This window comes from Solilutibacter silvestris (assembly GCF_050574925.1).
Taxonomy (GTDB): Bacteria; Pseudomonadota; Gammaproteobacteria; order Xanthomonadales; family Xanthomonadaceae; genus Solilutibacter; species Solilutibacter silvestris_A.
The window spans coordinates 38,612-54,748 of the sequence record NZ_JBCMOO010000005.1; the positions used below are offsets into that span (position 1 = coordinate 38,612).

Annotated in this window: 18 protein-coding genes; 14 read left to right on the forward strand and 4 right to left on the reverse strand. The window is 65.0% G+C overall.

Translation table 11 applies throughout. From position 1 onward, the window contains the following. Window positions 1–46 precede the first annotated feature (46 nt). From ABE093_RS10345 to ABE093_RS10365, 5 genes are all read left to right on the forward strand, one after another. Window positions 47–520 (forward strand): Lrp/AsnC family transcriptional regulator, encoded by a 474-nt coding sequence (locus ABE093_RS10345; RefSeq protein WP_430760815.1) that lies wholly within the window; start codon window positions 47–49, stop codon window positions 518–520. Window positions 521–572: 52 nt separating this feature from the next. After that, a complete protein-coding gene (locus ABE093_RS10350) occupies window positions 573–890 on the forward strand; it encodes a DUF4156 domain-containing protein (RefSeq protein WP_430760816.1) in 318 nt (105 codons plus the stop codon). Between the two features lie 91 nt (window positions 891–981). Further along, window positions 982–1,998: a 3-oxoacyl-ACP synthase III gene (locus ABE093_RS10355; protein ID WP_430760817.1), complete on the forward strand. Its 1,017-nt coding sequence runs from the start codon at window positions 982–984 to the stop codon at window positions 1,996–1,998. 7 nt (window positions 1,999–2,005) lie between these two features. Continuing rightward, a complete protein-coding gene (locus ABE093_RS10360) occupies window positions 2,006–2,353 on the forward strand; it encodes a zinc ribbon domain-containing protein YjdM (RefSeq protein WP_430760818.1) in 348 nt (115 codons plus the stop codon). A gap of 89 nt (window positions 2,354–2,442) precedes the next feature. Next, entirely contained in the window at window positions 2,443–3,285 is an 843-nt protein-coding gene (locus ABE093_RS10365) for an alpha/beta fold hydrolase (protein ID WP_430760987.1), read from the forward strand. On the opposite strand, the gene ABE093_RS10370 is transcribed toward ABE093_RS10365, so the two are convergent. Then, complete coding sequence (locus ABE093_RS10370) at window positions 3,282–3,644, reverse strand: YkgJ family cysteine cluster protein (protein ID WP_430760819.1); 363 nt, start codon at window positions 3,642–3,644, stop codon at window positions 3,282–3,284. The two genes, ABE093_RS10365 and ABE093_RS10370, sit on opposite strands and share 4 nt — an antisense overlap. Window positions 3,645–3,682: 38 nt before the next feature. Here ABE093_RS10370 and oleC point away from each other — a divergent pair, with 38 nt between their 5' ends. After that, window positions 3,683–5,335, forward strand: a complete 1,653-nt coding sequence (gene oleC / locus ABE093_RS10375) for an olefin beta-lactone synthetase (protein WP_430760820.1) — start codon at window positions 3,683–3,685, stop codon at window positions 5,333–5,335. Continuing rightward, window positions 5,332–6,885 carry a winged helix-turn-helix domain-containing protein gene (locus ABE093_RS10380; RefSeq protein WP_430760821.1) on the forward strand — a complete coding sequence of 518 codons (1,554 nt, stop codon included), beginning with the start codon at window positions 5,332–5,334 and terminating at the stop codon, window positions 6,883–6,885. The genes oleC and ABE093_RS10380 overlap by 4 nt, the downstream gene beginning before the upstream one ends. Here the strand turns inward: ABE093_RS10380 and ABE093_RS10385 are convergent. Further along, window positions 6,869–7,981: a serine hydrolase domain-containing protein gene (locus ABE093_RS10385; protein WP_430760822.1), complete on the reverse strand. Its 1,113-nt coding sequence runs from the start codon at window positions 7,979–7,981 to the stop codon at window positions 6,869–6,871. The two genes, ABE093_RS10380 and ABE093_RS10385, sit on opposite strands and share 17 nt — an antisense overlap. A 169-nt stretch (window positions 7,982–8,150) precedes the next feature. Between ABE093_RS10385 and oleD the strand changes: the two genes are divergently transcribed. The 4 genes from oleD to ABE093_RS10405 are packed head-to-tail and all read left to right on the forward strand — an operon-like array spanning window position 8,151 to window position 12,175. Continuing rightward, window positions 8,151–9,149: a 2-alkyl-3-oxoalkanoate reductase gene (oleD, locus tag ABE093_RS10390; protein WP_430760823.1), complete on the forward strand. Its 999-nt coding sequence runs from the start codon at window positions 8,151–8,153 to the stop codon at window positions 9,147–9,149. Window positions 9,150–9,183: 34 nt separating this feature from the next. Further along, a complete protein-coding gene (locus ABE093_RS10395; protein ID WP_430760824.1) occupies window positions 9,184–9,822 on the forward strand; it encodes a ubiquinone biosynthesis accessory factor UbiJ in 639 nt (212 codons plus the stop codon). Next, window positions 9,819–11,489 carry a ubiquinone biosynthesis regulatory protein kinase UbiB gene (ubiB, locus tag ABE093_RS10400; RefSeq protein WP_430760825.1) on the forward strand — a complete coding sequence of 557 codons (1,671 nt, stop codon included), beginning with the start codon at window positions 9,819–9,821 and terminating at the stop codon, window positions 11,487–11,489. Before ABE093_RS10395 ends, ubiB begins: the two co-directional genes overlap by 4 nt. Then, window positions 11,468–12,175: a pseudouridine synthase gene (locus ABE093_RS10405; protein WP_430760826.1), complete on the forward strand. Its 708-nt coding sequence runs from the start codon at window positions 11,468–11,470 to the stop codon at window positions 12,173–12,175. The genes ubiB and ABE093_RS10405 overlap by 22 nt, the downstream gene beginning before the upstream one ends. 2 nt (window positions 12,176–12,177) lie before the next feature. Here the strand turns inward: ABE093_RS10405 and ABE093_RS10410 are convergent, their stop codons facing one another. Further along, complete coding sequence (locus ABE093_RS10410; RefSeq protein WP_430760827.1) at window positions 12,178–12,603, reverse strand: hypothetical protein; 426 nt, start codon at window positions 12,601–12,603, stop codon at window positions 12,178–12,180. A gap of 146 nt (window positions 12,604–12,749) precedes the next feature. On the opposite strand from ABE093_RS10410, the gene arfB reads away from it, so the two are divergent. The 3 genes from arfB (at window position 12,750) to ABE093_RS10425 (ending at window position 15,445) form a co-directional block, all read left to right on the forward strand. Then, a complete protein-coding gene (arfB, locus tag ABE093_RS10415) occupies window positions 12,750–13,157 on the forward strand; it encodes an alternative ribosome rescue aminoacyl-tRNA hydrolase ArfB (RefSeq protein WP_430760828.1) in 408 nt (135 codons plus the stop codon). 4 nt (window positions 13,158–13,161) lie between these two features. Continuing rightward, window positions 13,162–13,794 carry a lysophospholipid acyltransferase family protein gene (locus ABE093_RS10420; protein WP_430760829.1) on the forward strand — a complete coding sequence of 211 codons (633 nt, stop codon included), beginning with the start codon at window positions 13,162–13,164 and terminating at the stop codon, window positions 13,792–13,794. 334 nt (window positions 13,795–14,128) lie between these two features. Further along, on the forward strand, window positions 14,129–15,445 hold the full coding sequence (locus ABE093_RS10425) for a DUF3472 domain-containing protein (protein ID WP_430760830.1): 1,317 nt from the start codon (window positions 14,129–14,131) through the stop codon (window positions 15,443–15,445). A 43-nt stretch (window positions 15,446–15,488) separates the two neighbouring features. Here ABE093_RS10425 and ABE093_RS10430 read toward each other — a convergent pair whose 3' ends face one another. Next, the gene (locus tag ABE093_RS10430; protein WP_430760831.1) at window positions 15,489–16,115 is read right to left on the reverse strand and encodes a TetR/AcrR family transcriptional regulator; all 627 of its coding nucleotides are present in this window, start codon (window positions 16,113–16,115) and stop codon (window positions 15,489–15,491) included. Between the last annotated feature and the right edge of the window lie 22 nt (window positions 16,116–16,137).

The following is a 16,137-nucleotide window of genomic DNA, read 5'->3' on the forward strand; positions in this document are numbered from 1 at the left end:
GGTTTGTCGCATTGTTCGCCAACAATTCGAAAATTGATCGCACGAGATGCGAATAATCGAACCTGCCATCGACGACCGCGACCGCGCCATCCTCCGCCTGCTCCAGGACGACGGGCGGCTGACCAATCTCGAGCTCGCCCAGAAGATCAACCTGTCGCCCTCGGCCTGCCTGCGCCGGGTGAAGCTGCTCGAGGAGTCGGGCCTGATCGCGCGTTACGTCATGTTGCTGGACGAGAAGGCGGCGGGCCTGCCGGGCACCGCCTTCGTGCTGGTCACGCTGGACCAGCAGGGGCGCGCCGCGCTGGACGCCTTCGAGGCGGCGATCCACCGGCATCCGGAGGTCACCGAATGCTGCCTGCTCGCCGGCACCGCCGACTACATGGTGCGGGTGGCGTATGCGGATTCCGCCGATTTCGAGCGCATCCACACCGAAATCCTCACCCAGCTGCCCGGCGTGGTGCGCGTGCAATCGACCCTGACCCTGCGCACGGTGAAGAAGACCACGGCATTGCCGCTGTAGGCGTTACGCCTCGGTTGGGTTGGTGTCACCGCCCGTGGGCTAGACTCGGGCCATGCTTCGATACGCCCTGACCTCGATCGCCGCCGCCCTCGTGCTGGCCGGCTGCTCCCTCGCCCCGATGACGCCGGAAGCCGAGCGCGTCCGGGTCGTGGCCACGCCACCGACCGGTTGTACCCCGGCCGGTCGGGTGGAGGTTTCGGCAACCAGCGGCTTCGCCATGGTCAAGCGCAACCAGTTGCGGGTGAAGGATGAGCTGGAGACCCTGGCCCGCCAGGAGGCCGCCAAGATCGGGGCCAATACCGTCAGCCCGCGGGAAGCCCCCAGCGCCGATGGCCACCAGAGTTTCGAAGCCTGGCGCTGCGCGCGCTGAAGCCGGGGGCTGAACGGCCGGGGCCATTCGTCCGGAAAGGCCTGAAAACGCGGTATTCTATTCGGCTTGGTCCTGTTCAGGTTCCGCCCCCATGCTGTTCAAGAATGTCGCCATCGCTGGTCTTGCCCACATCGATGCGCCGCACACGCTGACGTCCGACGAGATCAATACCCGCCTCCAGCCGGTGCTGGATCGCCTGGGCATCAAGACCGACGTCCTCAATGACATCGCCGGCGTGAATTCGCGTCGTCTGTGGGATGCCGACATGCAGGCCTCCGACGCCGCGACGCTGGCCGCGCGCAAGGCGCTGATCGATGCCGGAATCACCGCCGACCAGGTTGGCCTGCTGGTCAACACCTCGGTCAGCCGCGACTACCTGGAACCGTCGACCGCCAGCATCGTCTGCGGCAACCTCGGCGTGTCCGAGAACTGCCAGACCTTCGACGTCGCCAACGCCTGCCTCGCCTTCATCAACGGCATGGACATCGCCGCTCGCATGATCGAGCGCGACGAGATCGACTACGCATTGGTGGTGGATGGCGAAACCGCCAACCTCGTCTACGAAAAGACCATCGAGCGCATGAACGCGCCCGACATCACCCAGGAACAGTTCCGCGACGAACTCGCCGCGCTGACCCTGGGCTGCGGGGCGGTGGCGATGGTGATGGCACGCAGCGCCCTGGCGCCCGATGCCCCGCGCTACAAGGGCGGCGTGACCCGTTCCGCCACCGAGTGGAACAAGCTGTGCCGCGGCAACCTCGACCGCATGGTCACCGACACCCGCATGCTGCTGATCGAGGGCATGAAGCTGGCCAACAAGACCTTCAGCGCCGCCAAGATCGCGCTGGGCTGGGCCGTGGACGAGCTCGACCAGTTCGTGATCCACCAGGTCAGCCGCCCGCACACGCAGGCCTTCATCAAGGCCTTCGGCATCGATCCGAAGAAGGTCATGACGATCTTCAACGACCACGGCAACATCGGTCCGGCATCGGTGCCGATCGTGCTGAGCAAGCTCAAGGAACTCGGCCGCCTGAAGAAGGGCGATCGCATCGCGCTGCTCGGCATCGGTTCCGGCCTGAACTGCACCATGGCCGAAGTGGAGTGGTGAGTTCGCGATGAGCGATTCCGCCCTGCCGGCGTGCCCGCAATGCGCTTCGGCATACACCTACGCCGATGGCGAGATGCTGATCTGCCCCGAATGCGGCCACGAGTGGAAGCAGGGCGAGGCTGTCGCTGAAGAGACGCTCGAAGTGCGCGATGCGGTCGGCAACCTGCTGGTCGACGGCGACAGTGTCACCGTGGTCAAGGACCTCAAGGTCAAGGGCGCGTCGAATGCGCTCAAGGTCGGCACCCGCATCAAGAGCATCCGCCTGGTCGATGGCGCCGACGGCCACAACATCGACTGCAAGATCGACGGCTTCGGCGCAATGCGCCTGAAGTCGGAGTTCGTGAAAAAGGCGTGAGTCGCGTCGCAGCCGTGGTCGCCGTGCAACAGACCTTTCCCGATTATCCCTTCGTCCCGCAGCGCTTCGAGGCGCGGCCGGGCATCGCGATGTCGTATCTCGACGAAGGTCCGCGCGACGGCGAAGTGATCGTCATGCTGCACGGCAATCCGTCGTGGAGCTATTACTGGCGCCATCTGGTGGCGGGACTGCGCGATCGCTATCGCTGCATCGTGCCCGACCACGTTGGCATGGGCCTTTCCGACAAGCCGGACGATGCGGCCAACGCATCGCCGCGCTACGACTACACGCTGCAGTCGCGCGTTGACGATCTCGATGCCTTGCTTGCGCATCTCGGCATCGACGGACCGGTGACGCTGGCCGTGCACGACTGGGGCGGCATGATCGGTTTCGGCTGGGCGCTGCGCGATCCGTCGCGGGTGCGCCGCCTCGTCATCACCAATACCGCGGCCTTCCCGCTGCCGGCGGCGAAGCGTTTCCCGAAGCGCTTGGCGTTGGGGCGCGATTCGAAAATCGGCGGTTGGGCGATTCGGCGCTTCAACCTGTTCGCGCGCGGCGCGGCGCTGTACGGCACGGTGCGCACCCTGCCGCAGGACGTCGTACAGGCATATTCCGGCGTCTACGACGGCTGGACCAGCGCGATCTCGACGCTGCGCTTCATGCAGGACATTCCACTTGGCGAAGGCGATCGTGCGTGGTCGCTGCTGCAGGCGGTGGCGGCGCAGTTGCCGGCATATGCCGATCGTCCGGCCTTCATCGCCTGGGGGTTGCGCGACTTCGTGTTCGATCGCCACTTCCTCGACGGGTTCCGTGCGGCGCTGCCCGCTGCCGAAGTGCATCCGTACCGGGATGCCGGTCATTACGTGCTGGAGGACCTGCACGATCAACTGGTGCCGATGATCCGCACGTTCCTGGACGCAAACCCGCTTTAAGCGATCCAGTCCGCTGGCGTCAGCAGCGGCAATCCGTAACGCGTCCGTGCGCGATCGCAGTGGGGGTCGGCGCTGCCGTGTTCCCACGACGCCTGCACCGCACGACACGGGCTCGGCCGCAATTCGTAGATCGAGCATTCGCAGGCTTCGCCGACCGTTCCGCGCAAGGCGATGCAATGCGGCTGGGCGCTGTCGGTGCCGCGCATCGCGCGTTCGTGGCTGCGCAGGGATTGGGTGAGATCGACAGGCACGGTGCCGCCGGGCGCGTCGTCGGCCTCGCTCCAGTGGAAGGCGACGCGGAACGCCGCGCAGCAGGCGCCGCAACTCATGCAGGGATGGACGAAATCGCGGGACGACATGTCGTCATTGTGCGGCAGGAACAGGCGACAATAACGCCGTGACCGCAGCCCTCACCACTACGCTCGAACGCATGGCCCGCGAACGCCCGGACGCGGTGGCGATGCGCTGCCCCGGCCCGCGCGGCGATTACGCCATCGCGCTGACCTATGGCGAACTCGATGCGCGCAGTCGCGCGATCGCATCGGGACTGGCGCGTCGCGGGATCGTGGCCGGATCGCGCACGGTGGTGATGGTGCGGCCGACCCCGGAATTCTTCCTGCTGATGTTCGCGCTGTTCCGCTCCGGTGCGGTCCCGGTACTGGTCGATCCGGGGATCTCGAAGAAAGCGTTGCGGCAGTGCCTGGACGAAGCGCAGCCGCAGGCCTTCATCGGCATTCCGCTGGCGCTGCTGGCGCGCAAGCTGCTGGGTTGGGCGCGATCGGCGCGGGTGGCCGTCACCACCGGATCGCGCGCGCTGCTCGCCGATGCCACGCTCGCCGAAGTGGAACGCGATGGCGCCGCATCTCCGCAGGCATTTGCCGAAAACGATCCCGAAGCGATGGCCGCGATCCTGTTCACCAGCGGATCGACCGGAATCCCGAAGGGCGTGGTCTATCGCGGCCGTCATTTCGGCGCGCAGATCGAATTGCTGCGCTCGGCCTTCGGAATGGAGGCAGGCGGCGTCGACCTGCCGACCTTCCCGCCGTTCGCGCTGTTCGATCCCGCGCTCGGACTCACCTCGATCATTCCCGACATGGATCCGACGCGTCCGGCGCGGGCGAATCCGCGCAAGCTGCACGCGGCGATGCAGCGCTTCGGCGTGACGCAGTTGTTCGGTTCGCCGGCATTGATGCGCGTGCTGGCCGAACATGGCGAGCCCTTGCCCGGCATCCGTATCGCCACCAGTGCCGGCGCGCCGGTGCCGCCGGATGTCGTGGCAAGGCTGCTGGAGCTGTTGCCGGCCGACGCGAAATTCTGGACGCCTTATGGCGCGACGGAATGCCTGCCGGTCGCCGTCATCGAAGGCCGCGAGTTGCTGACGCTGCGCGCGCGCACCGAGGCTGGCAGCGGTACCTGCGTCGGTCGCCCGGTGCCACCCAACGAGGTGCGCATCATCGCGATCAGCGATGGCGAGATCGCGCACTGGAGCGATGCGCGCGAGGTGCAGCAGGGCATCGTCGGCGAGATCACCGTTGCCGGACCGAGCGCGACCGACAGTTACTATGGTCGCGAGGCGCAGACGCGACTGGCGAAGATCCGCGAACGTCTTGCTGATGGCAGCGAACGCATCGTCCATCGCATGGGCGACCTCGGTTATTTCGATCGCGAGGGACGCCTGTGGTTCTGCGGACGCAAGTCGCAGCGGGTGGTCGTCGACGAACTCACCACGCTGTGCACCGAACAGATCGAGCCGGTGTTCAACAGCCATCCGGATGTCGCGCGCACCGCATTGGTCGGCGTGGGTGAAGTCGGCCATCAACAGCCGATCCTGTGCGTCGAACTGAAACAAGGCGTCGCCGTCGACCAGTGGCCACGCATCGCCGGCGAATTGCGCCATCTCGCCGATGGCGGCGTGCATACCGCCAAGGTCGATGGCTTCCTGCACTATCCCCAGGCCTTTCCGGTCGATATCCGCCACAACGCCAAGATCGGTCGCGAAAAACTTGCGGTTTGGGCGGCGGCTCGCTTGCCAAAGGGTCAAGGCGTGTGACCGTCCGCTACCACCTCGATGATCTCGTCATTGATGTGCCGCGACAGCGCGTGGAGCGCAACGGACAGGCGCTGGATGTCAACGGCCTGAGCTTCCGCCTGCTGCACTACCTGTTGGAACAGGGGCAGCGCGTGGTCGGTTTCGATGAGCTGATCGAGCGCGTATGGGCGCCTGCGGTGGTCAATGAGGAAACCGTCACCCAGCGCGTACGCCTGTTGCGTCAATCGTTGGGCGACGATGGCCGCAATCCGCGCTACTTGCGCTCGGTGCGTGGCCAGGGCTATCAGCTTTGCGTTCCGCCGCGGTCGCTGGACGAGACGGTCGTATTGACGAAACAGTCCCACCACCGCGGACGGTGGATCATCGCCGGTGTGCTGGTGGTCGGCGCGCTCGCCGGCGCTGCGTTATGGAAGCGAACGCCCGAAACTGATTCGGGGCGTTCACCGCTGCTGATGCGCGCCGCCTACTACGCCGGCATCGGCCAACGCGACAACAATGAGCGTGCCATCGCCCTGTATCGGCAGCGTTTGCAGGAAGCGCCGGACGATCGCGAGGCGCTGATCGGCCTGAGTCGTGCCTATAGCGCGCGGGTGTGCCTGTACAACGGCGACGCTGCTTCGGTGCAGCTCGCGCAGACATTGGCCGAGCGGGTGATTGCACGCGCCCCAAGCGACGCGACGGCCCATGCGGCGCTGGGGTATTCGTTCGATTGCCGTGGTCGTACCGACGAGGCTTTGCGCAGCTACGAACGTTCGCTGCAATTGGATCCGCGATCCGACAGCGTCCGTGCTTCGGCCGCCTATCTGTACGAGCGTCGCGGTCGGTTGGCCGATGCCTTGGCCGCCAATCTGGGGGTGCGTGAGCCGGCGCGCGTGCGTTTTGTCGGCATCCAGATCGCCAGCAACCTGGACCTGCTTGGTTATGCCGCCGAAGCTGAAACACGTTACCGGCACAGTTACCAGCTGTATCCGGACAATGTGTTCTCCAACGCCGCGTGGCCTGCGTTCCTCATGCGACACGGTCGTGATGCGGAATCCCAGGCCGCGTTGGACGAGGCCATGGCCCGCGGCACCGAACATGCCAGCCTGCACCTGCTCGCAGCCGAGCTTGCCCTCCTGCGTGGCGATCACGCGGCGGCCCGAGATGCCATCACACGCGCGATCGCATTGCGCCCGCAAGCCAGTTTTCCGCGTACGGTCGGATGGATCCTGGCGGAAGTGAAGCCACCGGTAGCGACCTTGCGCGCACAAGCCGAATCACTGCGCGCTGGCATGCGCAGCGGCGGCGAACCCTTTGACGGTCTCGATGCGGCCTTGTTGCTGGACGCAGCGGGCGATCGCACCGCCGCGCTCGCCGTGCTTGCCATGGCAGTGGAGCAGGGCTATCGCGATGCGGCTTACCTGCGCGTCTCGCCACTGTTCGCATCGTTGCGTTCTGCCCCGGGCTTCGACACGATCGTGTCATCCATCGATTCAGCCGTCGCCCGCGAACGCGAGGCCGTGCGCGCCCGCGGGCTGATTGCGAAAGCCGGGATTACGGCATTGCCTTGAGGATGTAGTCGCTCAGAAGTCGATGCGATTGCTGATGCATGTCGCGCTGGTTGTAGCGGGTGCGCGTAATCACCGCGACCAGTTTTTCTTCCGGGATCACGAACACGTAGTTGCCGCCATTGCCCGACATCGCCCAGGCACCACGTTGCTTGCCGTGCACTTCAAAGCGGAAACGCCAGATCAGATAGCCATAGTCGGCGTCGTCGCGGGCCTGCGCATGCACGGTCGTCATCGCCCGCACCCACTCCGGCGCGATCACCCGCTTGCCTTGCCAGCGTCCTTCATCAAGCAGCAATTGCCCGAACTTGGCTAGGTCACGGCTGCGATAGGTCGTGCCACCGCCGCCCATGCCCACCCCTTCGGATGATTTGCCCCAAGCACTTTGACTGATGCCGAGCGGGCCCTCGAGCGCCTCCCGGGCGAAGGCGTCCAACGGTTTCGATGCGGCACGCGCGACGATGGCGCCAAGCAGGAACGCATTGGCCGTGCAGTAGGCGAACGCGCGTCCGTGCGGACTGTCCTTGGGGCGCTGCATCCACGGCGCATAGCCCCGCATCGGCAGATCCAGCACGAACTGGGTCCAGTCGGCGCTGAGATACATGCGCTCCTCGTGGCCGGACGAAAATTGGTTCTCGTCGTCGCATTCCCATTGCGAGCTCATCGTGAGCAGGTCTTCGACGGTGAAGTCGCGCTTGCGCGGATCGTCGTTGCGCCAGGTGCGGTCGGCGAAGAAGCTGTAGACCTTCGCCTGCGAACCGGCGATCAGGCCGCGGTCGATCGCCGCGCCGACCAGCAAGGCGGTGATGCTCTTGGTCAACGAGCGGGTGTTGTTGAGCATCTCGCGGCTACCGCCATTGAAGTAATGCTCGTAGACCAGCTTGCCGTCGCGAGCGATCAGCACGCTGGTGGTGTCCGGCGCCGCACCCGAAGCGATGGCTTCCTCCATGGCGGTGAGCGTGGAGGTGTTCCATCCGGCCTTTGCGGGGTCGGCGACGGTCCAGCCGTCATCCAGCTTCGGTGGCGGAGCATGTGAGCCCGCGCTCGCGGCGCAACAGGTGAACAGCAGCAGGATCGGCAGTAGGGCGAATCGGCGCATTGGAGCGACTCCTTGTGAGAAGGCCGAAATGCAACACAACCGCGAATGAAGCGCCTGAAACACGAATGAAGAATTCTGAAGCCTTGTTGGATCAATGGCTTGGGAGGCCAATGGATGGTCATCGCGAAAGCGTGCCGCTATCGTGTACGCCTGATCTGGAGAAGTTGCGATGCAAATATTGGTGACCGGTGGCGGCGGTTTCCTCGGCCAGGCGCTGTGCCGTGGGCTGGTCGAGCGCGGCCATCGCGTGCGCAGCTTCAATCGCGGACGCTATCCGGAACTCGACGTGCTCGGGGTCGAACAGGTGCGCGGCGATCTCGCCGATCCCGATGCCATGCTCGCCGTGGCGGAAGGTTGCGAAGCGATCTTCCACAACGCCGCCAAGGCGGGTGCCTGGGGCAGCTACGACAGCTATTTCCAGCCCAACGTGGTCGGCACCCGCAACGTGATCGCGGCCTGTCGCGCGCATGGCATCGCGCGCCTGGTCTACACATCGACGCCGAGCGTGACCCATCGCGCCACGCATCCGGTCGAAGGGGGAACGGCGGACAACGTTCCCTATGGCGAACATCTGAAAGCGCCGTACGCGGCGACCAAGCTGATCGCCGAACGCGAAGTGCTGGCGGCGAACAGCCTGACCCTGGCCACGGTCGCGTTGCGCCCGCGCCTGATCTGGGGCGTCGGCGACAACCAGTTGCTGCCGCGCCTGGTCGAACGTGCGCGCGCCGGACGACTCGCGCTGGTCGGCAACGGTCTCAACCTCGTCGATACCACCTATGTCGACAACGCCGCGCAGGCGCATTTCGACGCCTTCGAACACCTGCAGGTCGGCGCGGCCTGTGCCGGCAAGGCCTATTTCATCAGCAATGGCGAACCGCGCGCGATGGAGCGCATCGTCAATGACCTGTTGCGCGCAGCGGGTGCGCCGGAAGTACATCGCCATATCCCGTTCGCGCTGGCCTACGGCATCGGCGCGACGATGGAAACGCTGTGGCCCTTGCTGCGCCGTCGTGGCGAGCCGCCGATGACGCGCTTCCTCGCCGAACAGCTGGTCACGCCGCACTGGTACAGCATGGTGCCGGCGCTCCGCGATTTCGGCTATACGCCTCGCGTGAGCATGGATGAAGGCTTGGAGCGGGTCGCGGCGTACTGGCGCAACGCTGCGTGACGCGAGACTGCCGCGTCACCACTACAATGCAGGCATGAGCGACGCGCCCTTCAATTTGCCGTTCAACTGGAAAGTGCCTGCCGGCAAGGCGCTGGAGGCCGCGCTCAATCGCGCGCTGCTGCTCGACGAGGACACCCGCACCGCATTGCCGGCACTGGATGGCCGCACCGTCGCGCTGACGCTGGAATCGCCGGCGCTGGCGCTGCAGTTGAAGGTGGAAGGGGATCGCCTGCGCGTCGGGCCGGTGCCGGACGCCGATCGCGCCGATCTCTCGGTGCGCAGCACGCTGGCGGGATTGCTCGGTCGCCTGCCCATGTTCCAGCGCGATGCCGGGCCGCCGGTGGGATCGATGCGGATCGAAGGCGATGCCGATGTCGCGCGTCGCCTGCAGCGGATGGCGGAACGTTTCGATCCCGACTGGGGTCGTCCCTTCGCCGCGGTGTTCGGCGACGTGCTCGGCACCCAGATCGCCAACGGCGTCGCCTTCGCCCTCAAGCGCGCACGCGTCGCCGCGCAGGACGTGGCGAAATCGGCGGCGGAGTACGTGACCGAGGAATCGCGCGACGTGGTCGGACAGGCCGAACTCGACGCCTTCCATGACGATGTCGACAAATTGCGCGATGCCGGCGAGCGTCTTGCCGCACGCGTCGCCCGCCTGCGGAGCGCAGGATGAATTTCGGCGTCGGGCGCGCATGGCGGATCGGGCGCGTATTGCTGCGCTATCGCCTCGATTCCCTGCTCGATGACACCTCGGCCGAGCGCTGGCTGAAACTGGCGCGGCCCTTCGTGCCCGGGGCGTCGGCGGAGATCGCCGCGCTGCCGCGTGGTGCACGCCTGCGCCTCGCCTTGCAGGAACTCGGGCCGATCTTCGTCAAGTTCGGACAGATCCTGTCGACCCGCCGCGACCTGATTCCGATCGACATCGCCGAAGAACTCACGTTGCTGCAGGATCGCGTCAAGCCGTTCGACGGCCAGCGCGCGCGCGCGATCGTCGAGGAGTCGCTGGGCCAGCCGATCGACGTGTTGTTCGCCGATTTCGATACCGCGCCGCTGGCATCGGCCAGCATCGCGCAGGTGCACGCCGCGACGCTGCATGACGGTCGCCAGGTGGTGGTGAAAGTGTTGCGCCCCGATATCGACGCGGAAATCCGCGACGACATCGCCTTGCTGAAATCATTGGCCGGTGTGGTCGAGCGCACGCATCCAAGCGCCGACAAGATCCGCCCGCGCGAAATCGTCGCCGAGATCGAGAACACGCTCACCGCCGAACTCGACCTGCAGCGCGAAGCCGCGAACGCCTCGGTCCTGCGCCGCAACTGGATCGATTCCGACGATCTCTACGTGCCGGAACCGATCTGGAGCCATACCGGTCCGCGCGCGATGACGATGGAGCGCGTCACCGGCATTCCTTCCGACGACATCGCCGCGCTGGACGCCGCCGGGATCGATCGCAAGGCGCTCGCCGCCAAGGGCGTGCGGGTGTTCTACCAGCAGGTGTTCCGCGACAACTTCTTCCACGCCGATGCCCACGCCGGCAACATCTGGGTCGATGTCGATCCGGCGCGCCGCGTCGATCCGCGTTTCATCGCGCTCGACTTCGGCATCATGGGCCAGCTCTCTCGCGAGGATCAGTACTACCTCGCCGAAAACTTCATGGCGATCTTCAATCGCGACTATCGCCGCATCGCCGAACTGCACGTCGATGCCGGCTGGATGCCCGGCCACCTGCGCATCGACGAACTGGAAGCCGCCGCGCGTTCGGTGTGCGAGCCGTACTTCACGCGTCCGTTGTCGCAGATCTCGCTCGCCGAAGTACTGGCGAAACTGTTCCGCGTCGCCCAGCGCTACGAATTGACGCTGCAGCCGCAGCTGATCCTGCTGCAGAAGACGCTGTTGAACATCGAAGGCGTCGGTCGCCAGCTCGACCCCGACATCGACATCTGGGCAGTGGCGAAACCGGTGCTGGAACGCATCCTGCGCGAACGCTACAGCCCGCGGCGACTGCTCAAGAATTTCGCCCGGCAATTGCCGGAACTGGCGACGCGCGCGCCGGAAATGCCGGAACTCGCGCACGCCTGGCTGAAGCAGCAAGTGGAAGGTCGCCACGAATTGCACATGCAATCCGAAGACCTGCGCCGGCTTTCGAACGATCTCCACGGCATGCAACGACGCATGGTGTCGGCGATCCTCGGCACTGGCCTCTTGATCGTCGCGGCGGTGCTGTACGCGCTGGAGCCGGCAGGCGGCCCGCGCCTGTTTGGCATTCCGGCGTCGGCGTGGATCGCCGGACTTGGCGGTCTGTGGGCACTGGTGGCGGCATGGCCGCGCAGTCGCGGTTGATCCCGGTTCTCCACATCGACGCGCGTTTCGCCGTGATCGCCAAGCCGGCGGGCCTGATGCTGCACGACAGTGCGCTTGCGCGCGGCGAAACCGATTTCCTTGCCGATCGCCTGCGCGAGCAGTTCGAGCGCGACATCTTCCTGATCCATCGCCTCGATCGCGCCACCAGCGGCTGCCTGCTGCTGGCCTTCGATCGCGATACCGCATCGGTGCTGGGCAAGGCGTGGATGGCGGGCGATGCGGAGAAGGATTACCTCGCGATCTGTCGCGGCTGGCCGGCGGAAGACGATTTCATCGTCGACCATCCGCTCGATGGCGGTCCCGGCAAGCCGGAGAAAAAGCCGGCGCGCACGCGCTTCCGCAAGCTCGCAACCGGTGAGCTCGAATTGCCGTCAGCGGGATTCCCGACTTCGCGCTATGCGTTGCTGCGCGCCAGTCCCGAGACCGGACGCTTTCGCCAGATCCGTCGCCATCTCAAGCATCTGTCGCATCACCTGATCGGCGATACCAGCCATGGTGATGGTCGCCACAACCGCAACTTCCGCATGCTCGGCATCCATCGCATGCTGCTGCACGCGGAACGTTTGTCGTTCACCCATCCGTGGAGCGGGGAACGCCTTTCGATCGCCGCGTCGCCCGATGGGGAATTCGCGAAGGCCCTGGACTTGTTCGACTGGACTGCGTGAGGTCAAGGTTGGCGCGGCGTCTTGTCCGTGCGCTCCATTTCCTTGCCGAAATCGCGCATCGCCGGTTCCATCTCGCGCTCCATCGATTCCATCATCGGCTGCATCGCCGCCATCATCTGCGGCATGGTGTCGGCCATGGTGCGCATCATCGGCGCCATCGCCTTCATCATCTTCGGCATTTCCTTGGCCATGGCCTGCATCGCCGGCTGCATCTGCTTCATCATCCTGGGCATCTGGCGCATCGCTTCCTGCATCTGCGGCTGGGCCTTCTGCAGTTCGTCGGTGGCCTGGCGCATGGCGGTCGTGGTGTCGGCAGCCGTCGGTACGGACGCGGTGGTGCCGGCCTGGCGCTGCGCGGCCGGATCGGTGCCGGCGTGGGCGGCAACACTGGCGGCGGCAAGCGTCAAGGCGATGATGGTGCGGTGCATGGCGTGTTCCCCGATTCAAGACGACATCTCAAGCCAGTATGCTCGGAAGCGCGCGTGGACAGCGTCAAGCTCGGAGTTGCGCCCGCTCAACCAGCGTTGTGTTATGTGAATGAGTCAGGGCCGGGGAGCCCATTTAGACTTCACCAATGAACGAGATCGCCATTCCCGAATCCGAGCTGGTCGAGCGCTTCGTGCGCGCGTCGGGCGCGGGCGGGCAGAACATCAACAAGGTCGCCACCGCGGTCGAGCTGCGCTTCGACATCGCCAGCTCGCCATCGCTGGACGACGAGGTCCGCAGCCGCCTGCTGGCCCGGCGCGATCGTCGGGTCACGGGCGATGGCGTGATCGTCATCCATGCCCAGCGCTTCCGCACCCAGGATCGCAATCGCGACGATGCGCGCGAACGCCTGATGGCCTTCATCGCCCACGGCAGCGAAGTCGCCAAGCCGCGCAAGGCGACGCGACCGACGCGGGCATCGAAGGAACGCCGGCTGGAATCGAAGCGTGGACGCAGCGAAATCAAGCGTGGCCGCACAAGGAAGGACTGGGACTGAACGCATGACCGACACTACAGCACCGCATCCGCCGACACCGGCCAGCCACGGACCGATCCTGCCGCTGCCGCCGCGCGCGCCACGGGTGCGCAACAGTCCGCTCTCGCGCTGGTTCGGCCGCACGTTGCTGAAGCTGGGCGGCTGGCGCATGGTCGGCGAATTCCCGGACGTGCCGAAGCTGGTGTTGATCGGCGCGCCGCATTCGTCCAACTGGGACGGCGTGTGGGGGTTCGCGGCCAAGATGGCGCTCGGCCTCGACATCCGCATCCTCGGCAAGAAGGAATTGTTCTGGTGGCCGATGGGGCCGATCCTGCGCCGGTTCGGCGTGATCGCGATCGATCGCAAGGCGCCGGGCGGTTTCGTCGAGCAAACCGTGGAAACGATCCGCGCCGCCGACCAGTTCTGGCTGGGCATCGCGCCGGAAGGGACGCGCAAGCAAGTGAAGGAGTGGAAGAGCGGATTCTGGAAGATCGCGCACGCCGCCGACATTCCGATCCTGCTCGAATACTTCCACTATCCGGACAAGGTGATCGGCATCGGTCCGCTGTTCTGGACCAGCGATGATCCCGTCGCCGACATGGCGCGCATCCGCGAGTGGTACAGGCCCTGGCAGGGCAAGAACCACGGAACGGAATGAGGGTCGCTTTCCAGTTGCTTTGAATCGGCAAGTCACCGATTGCAAAACGGCGGTCGCCTTGTTGCAGACGTGCGCAGCGAAATACTGCAACGCAATAACCTTGCGAACTGACGTTCGGGAAACGAAATGCGTCCTTGGGGTTTCTTTCAATAATCCCGGAAAAATTAGCACTAGCGCTAATGAATCCTGTTTAGGGTGATTAACCGCAAACGAAAATGAAATGCCAGTCCTCGGGGATCTTTTCTTTGCCCTGCAAAAAGCAAGAACTTTTACGCATATGCAAACCAGACGCGAAAGTCTGTGGTAAGTGATGCGCTTCCATCAAGGAGGGCGTATGCGAATACTCGGATATCGAATCACCGGGCTGTTGCTGGTTTGTGGCCTGTTTGCAGCGCCGCTGCACGCCGCGACAACAGTCGTTCCCTTGGGCGGCAACGCCTACATCACCCAGACGAAGAACAATCCGGACGAAGCAATCGATGGCACCGGTTTGCACAACTGGGATTCGTCATCAACCACGATCAGCATCTACGTCGACGTGCGACAGCCCGGCGATCTGCAGGTCGCACTGGTCGGCGGTTTGTTCGGCGCGTCCTCCAGCACGGTCAAGGTAACCATCGGTAACCAGTCGCATACCGTCGCGCTGACGCCGACGGGTTCGGGGAACTCGGTGTTTCCGGCAGGGACATTCGCCATCAGCCAGCCGGGCTACGTCAAGATCGACCTGCAAGGCCTCACCAAGGCGGGCGGCTATTTCGGTGACATTTCCGGCATTCAACTCGATGGCTCGGCGACTGCGGGCGGCCTGCTCTTCGCCAACGATGCGAGCAACTTCTACTGGTCGCGGCGTGGCCCATCGGTTCACTTGTTGTACTTCATGCCGGCGGGCACGGAGTATTTCTACAACGAGGTCACCGTTCCTGCCGGGCAAGACGCCATCGGTTCATACTTCATGTCGAACGGATTCGACGTCGGCTACTCCGGAATGCAGGTGAATGCATCCAACAAGCGCTGGATCCTGTTTTCGGTATGGGATCCGCCGGGTGGCAGCACGACGCTGGTTGCCAAGGGCAACAAGACCATCGTCAACAATTTCGGTGGCGAGGGCACTGGTGGCCAGAGCCACCTGGTCTGCAATTGGAAAGCCGGCAACACGTACCGCTTCATCACGCGCGCCCAGCCTGATGGGCAGGGCAACACCCTGTATTCGGCCTGGTTCGGTACCCCGCAAAGCGATAATGGCTGTGGTGACAGCGGACAGGCCGTGGGTCAGGCGAACGACGGCGTGAAATGGCATTTCATCGCCACATGGAAATACCCCGGCGCATCAAAGCAATTCGACACCACCTATTCCTTCCTCGAGAACTTCAATCCCGAGTTCGGATACGTCGGCCGCTACGCGAACTACGGCAATCAATGGGCGATCAGTTCCAACGGTGTGTGGAACGAGATCACCTGGGCCTGGTACGACGTCGATCCGACAGGCCTGAACAACCAGCGCGCGGATTACGCCGGCGGCTCCGCCGGCAACCAGTTCTATTTGCGCAACGATGGGTTCTTCACGCCATCGGTTGCGTCCGGCCAATGGTTCTCGCGCATTCCGAATGGCGTGCACCCGAACGTTGACCTGGTGAATCTGCCGACGCAATAACGCGTCGCAGCAGGCTGGCGCGATCAGCGCGCCAGCCTCGCGATCAGCGCGGGGCGACGCCTTCCACCAGAATCGAGAACAGCGCCTGCGCGACGTCCGGCAGCGGACGCTGGGTGACGCGTTCCAGCACGCCATCGGTCTGCAGCGACGCCAGTCCGTGCACCACCGACCAGCCGGCGATCGCCACGTCTTCGGGCGATCGCGAGCCGGTGAGTCCCGCAGCCGTGCATTCGTGCGCGGCGCGCAACACCACGCCGAAGGCTTCCTGTCCCGCTTCCAGCAGGTCGGGATGCTGCAGCTTGTTGCACTCCGGCCCGAACATCAGGCGATAGAGGTGCGGATGTTCGCTGGCGAACTGCAGATAGGCGCTGCCCACCGCGAGATAACTGTCGACCGGCGCCGAGGCTGAAATGCGCGCGGCATCGGTGGTCGCGGCGAGTTCGCGGAACCCTTCGGCCAACACCGCGGCCAGCAAGGCATCGCGATCCTCGAAATGGCGATAGGGCGCCGCCGGACTGACGCCGGCCTGTTGTGCCGCAGCGCGCAGGGTCAGTGCCGAAGAACCGCCGCGATCCACCAGCTGGCGCGCGGCCAGCAGCAGGGCACGGCGCAAATCGCCGTGGTGGTAGCCCTGCGGGCGGGGAATGGGACAAAAACGCCGCTTCATCATGTTGACAATAATAACATCTCGC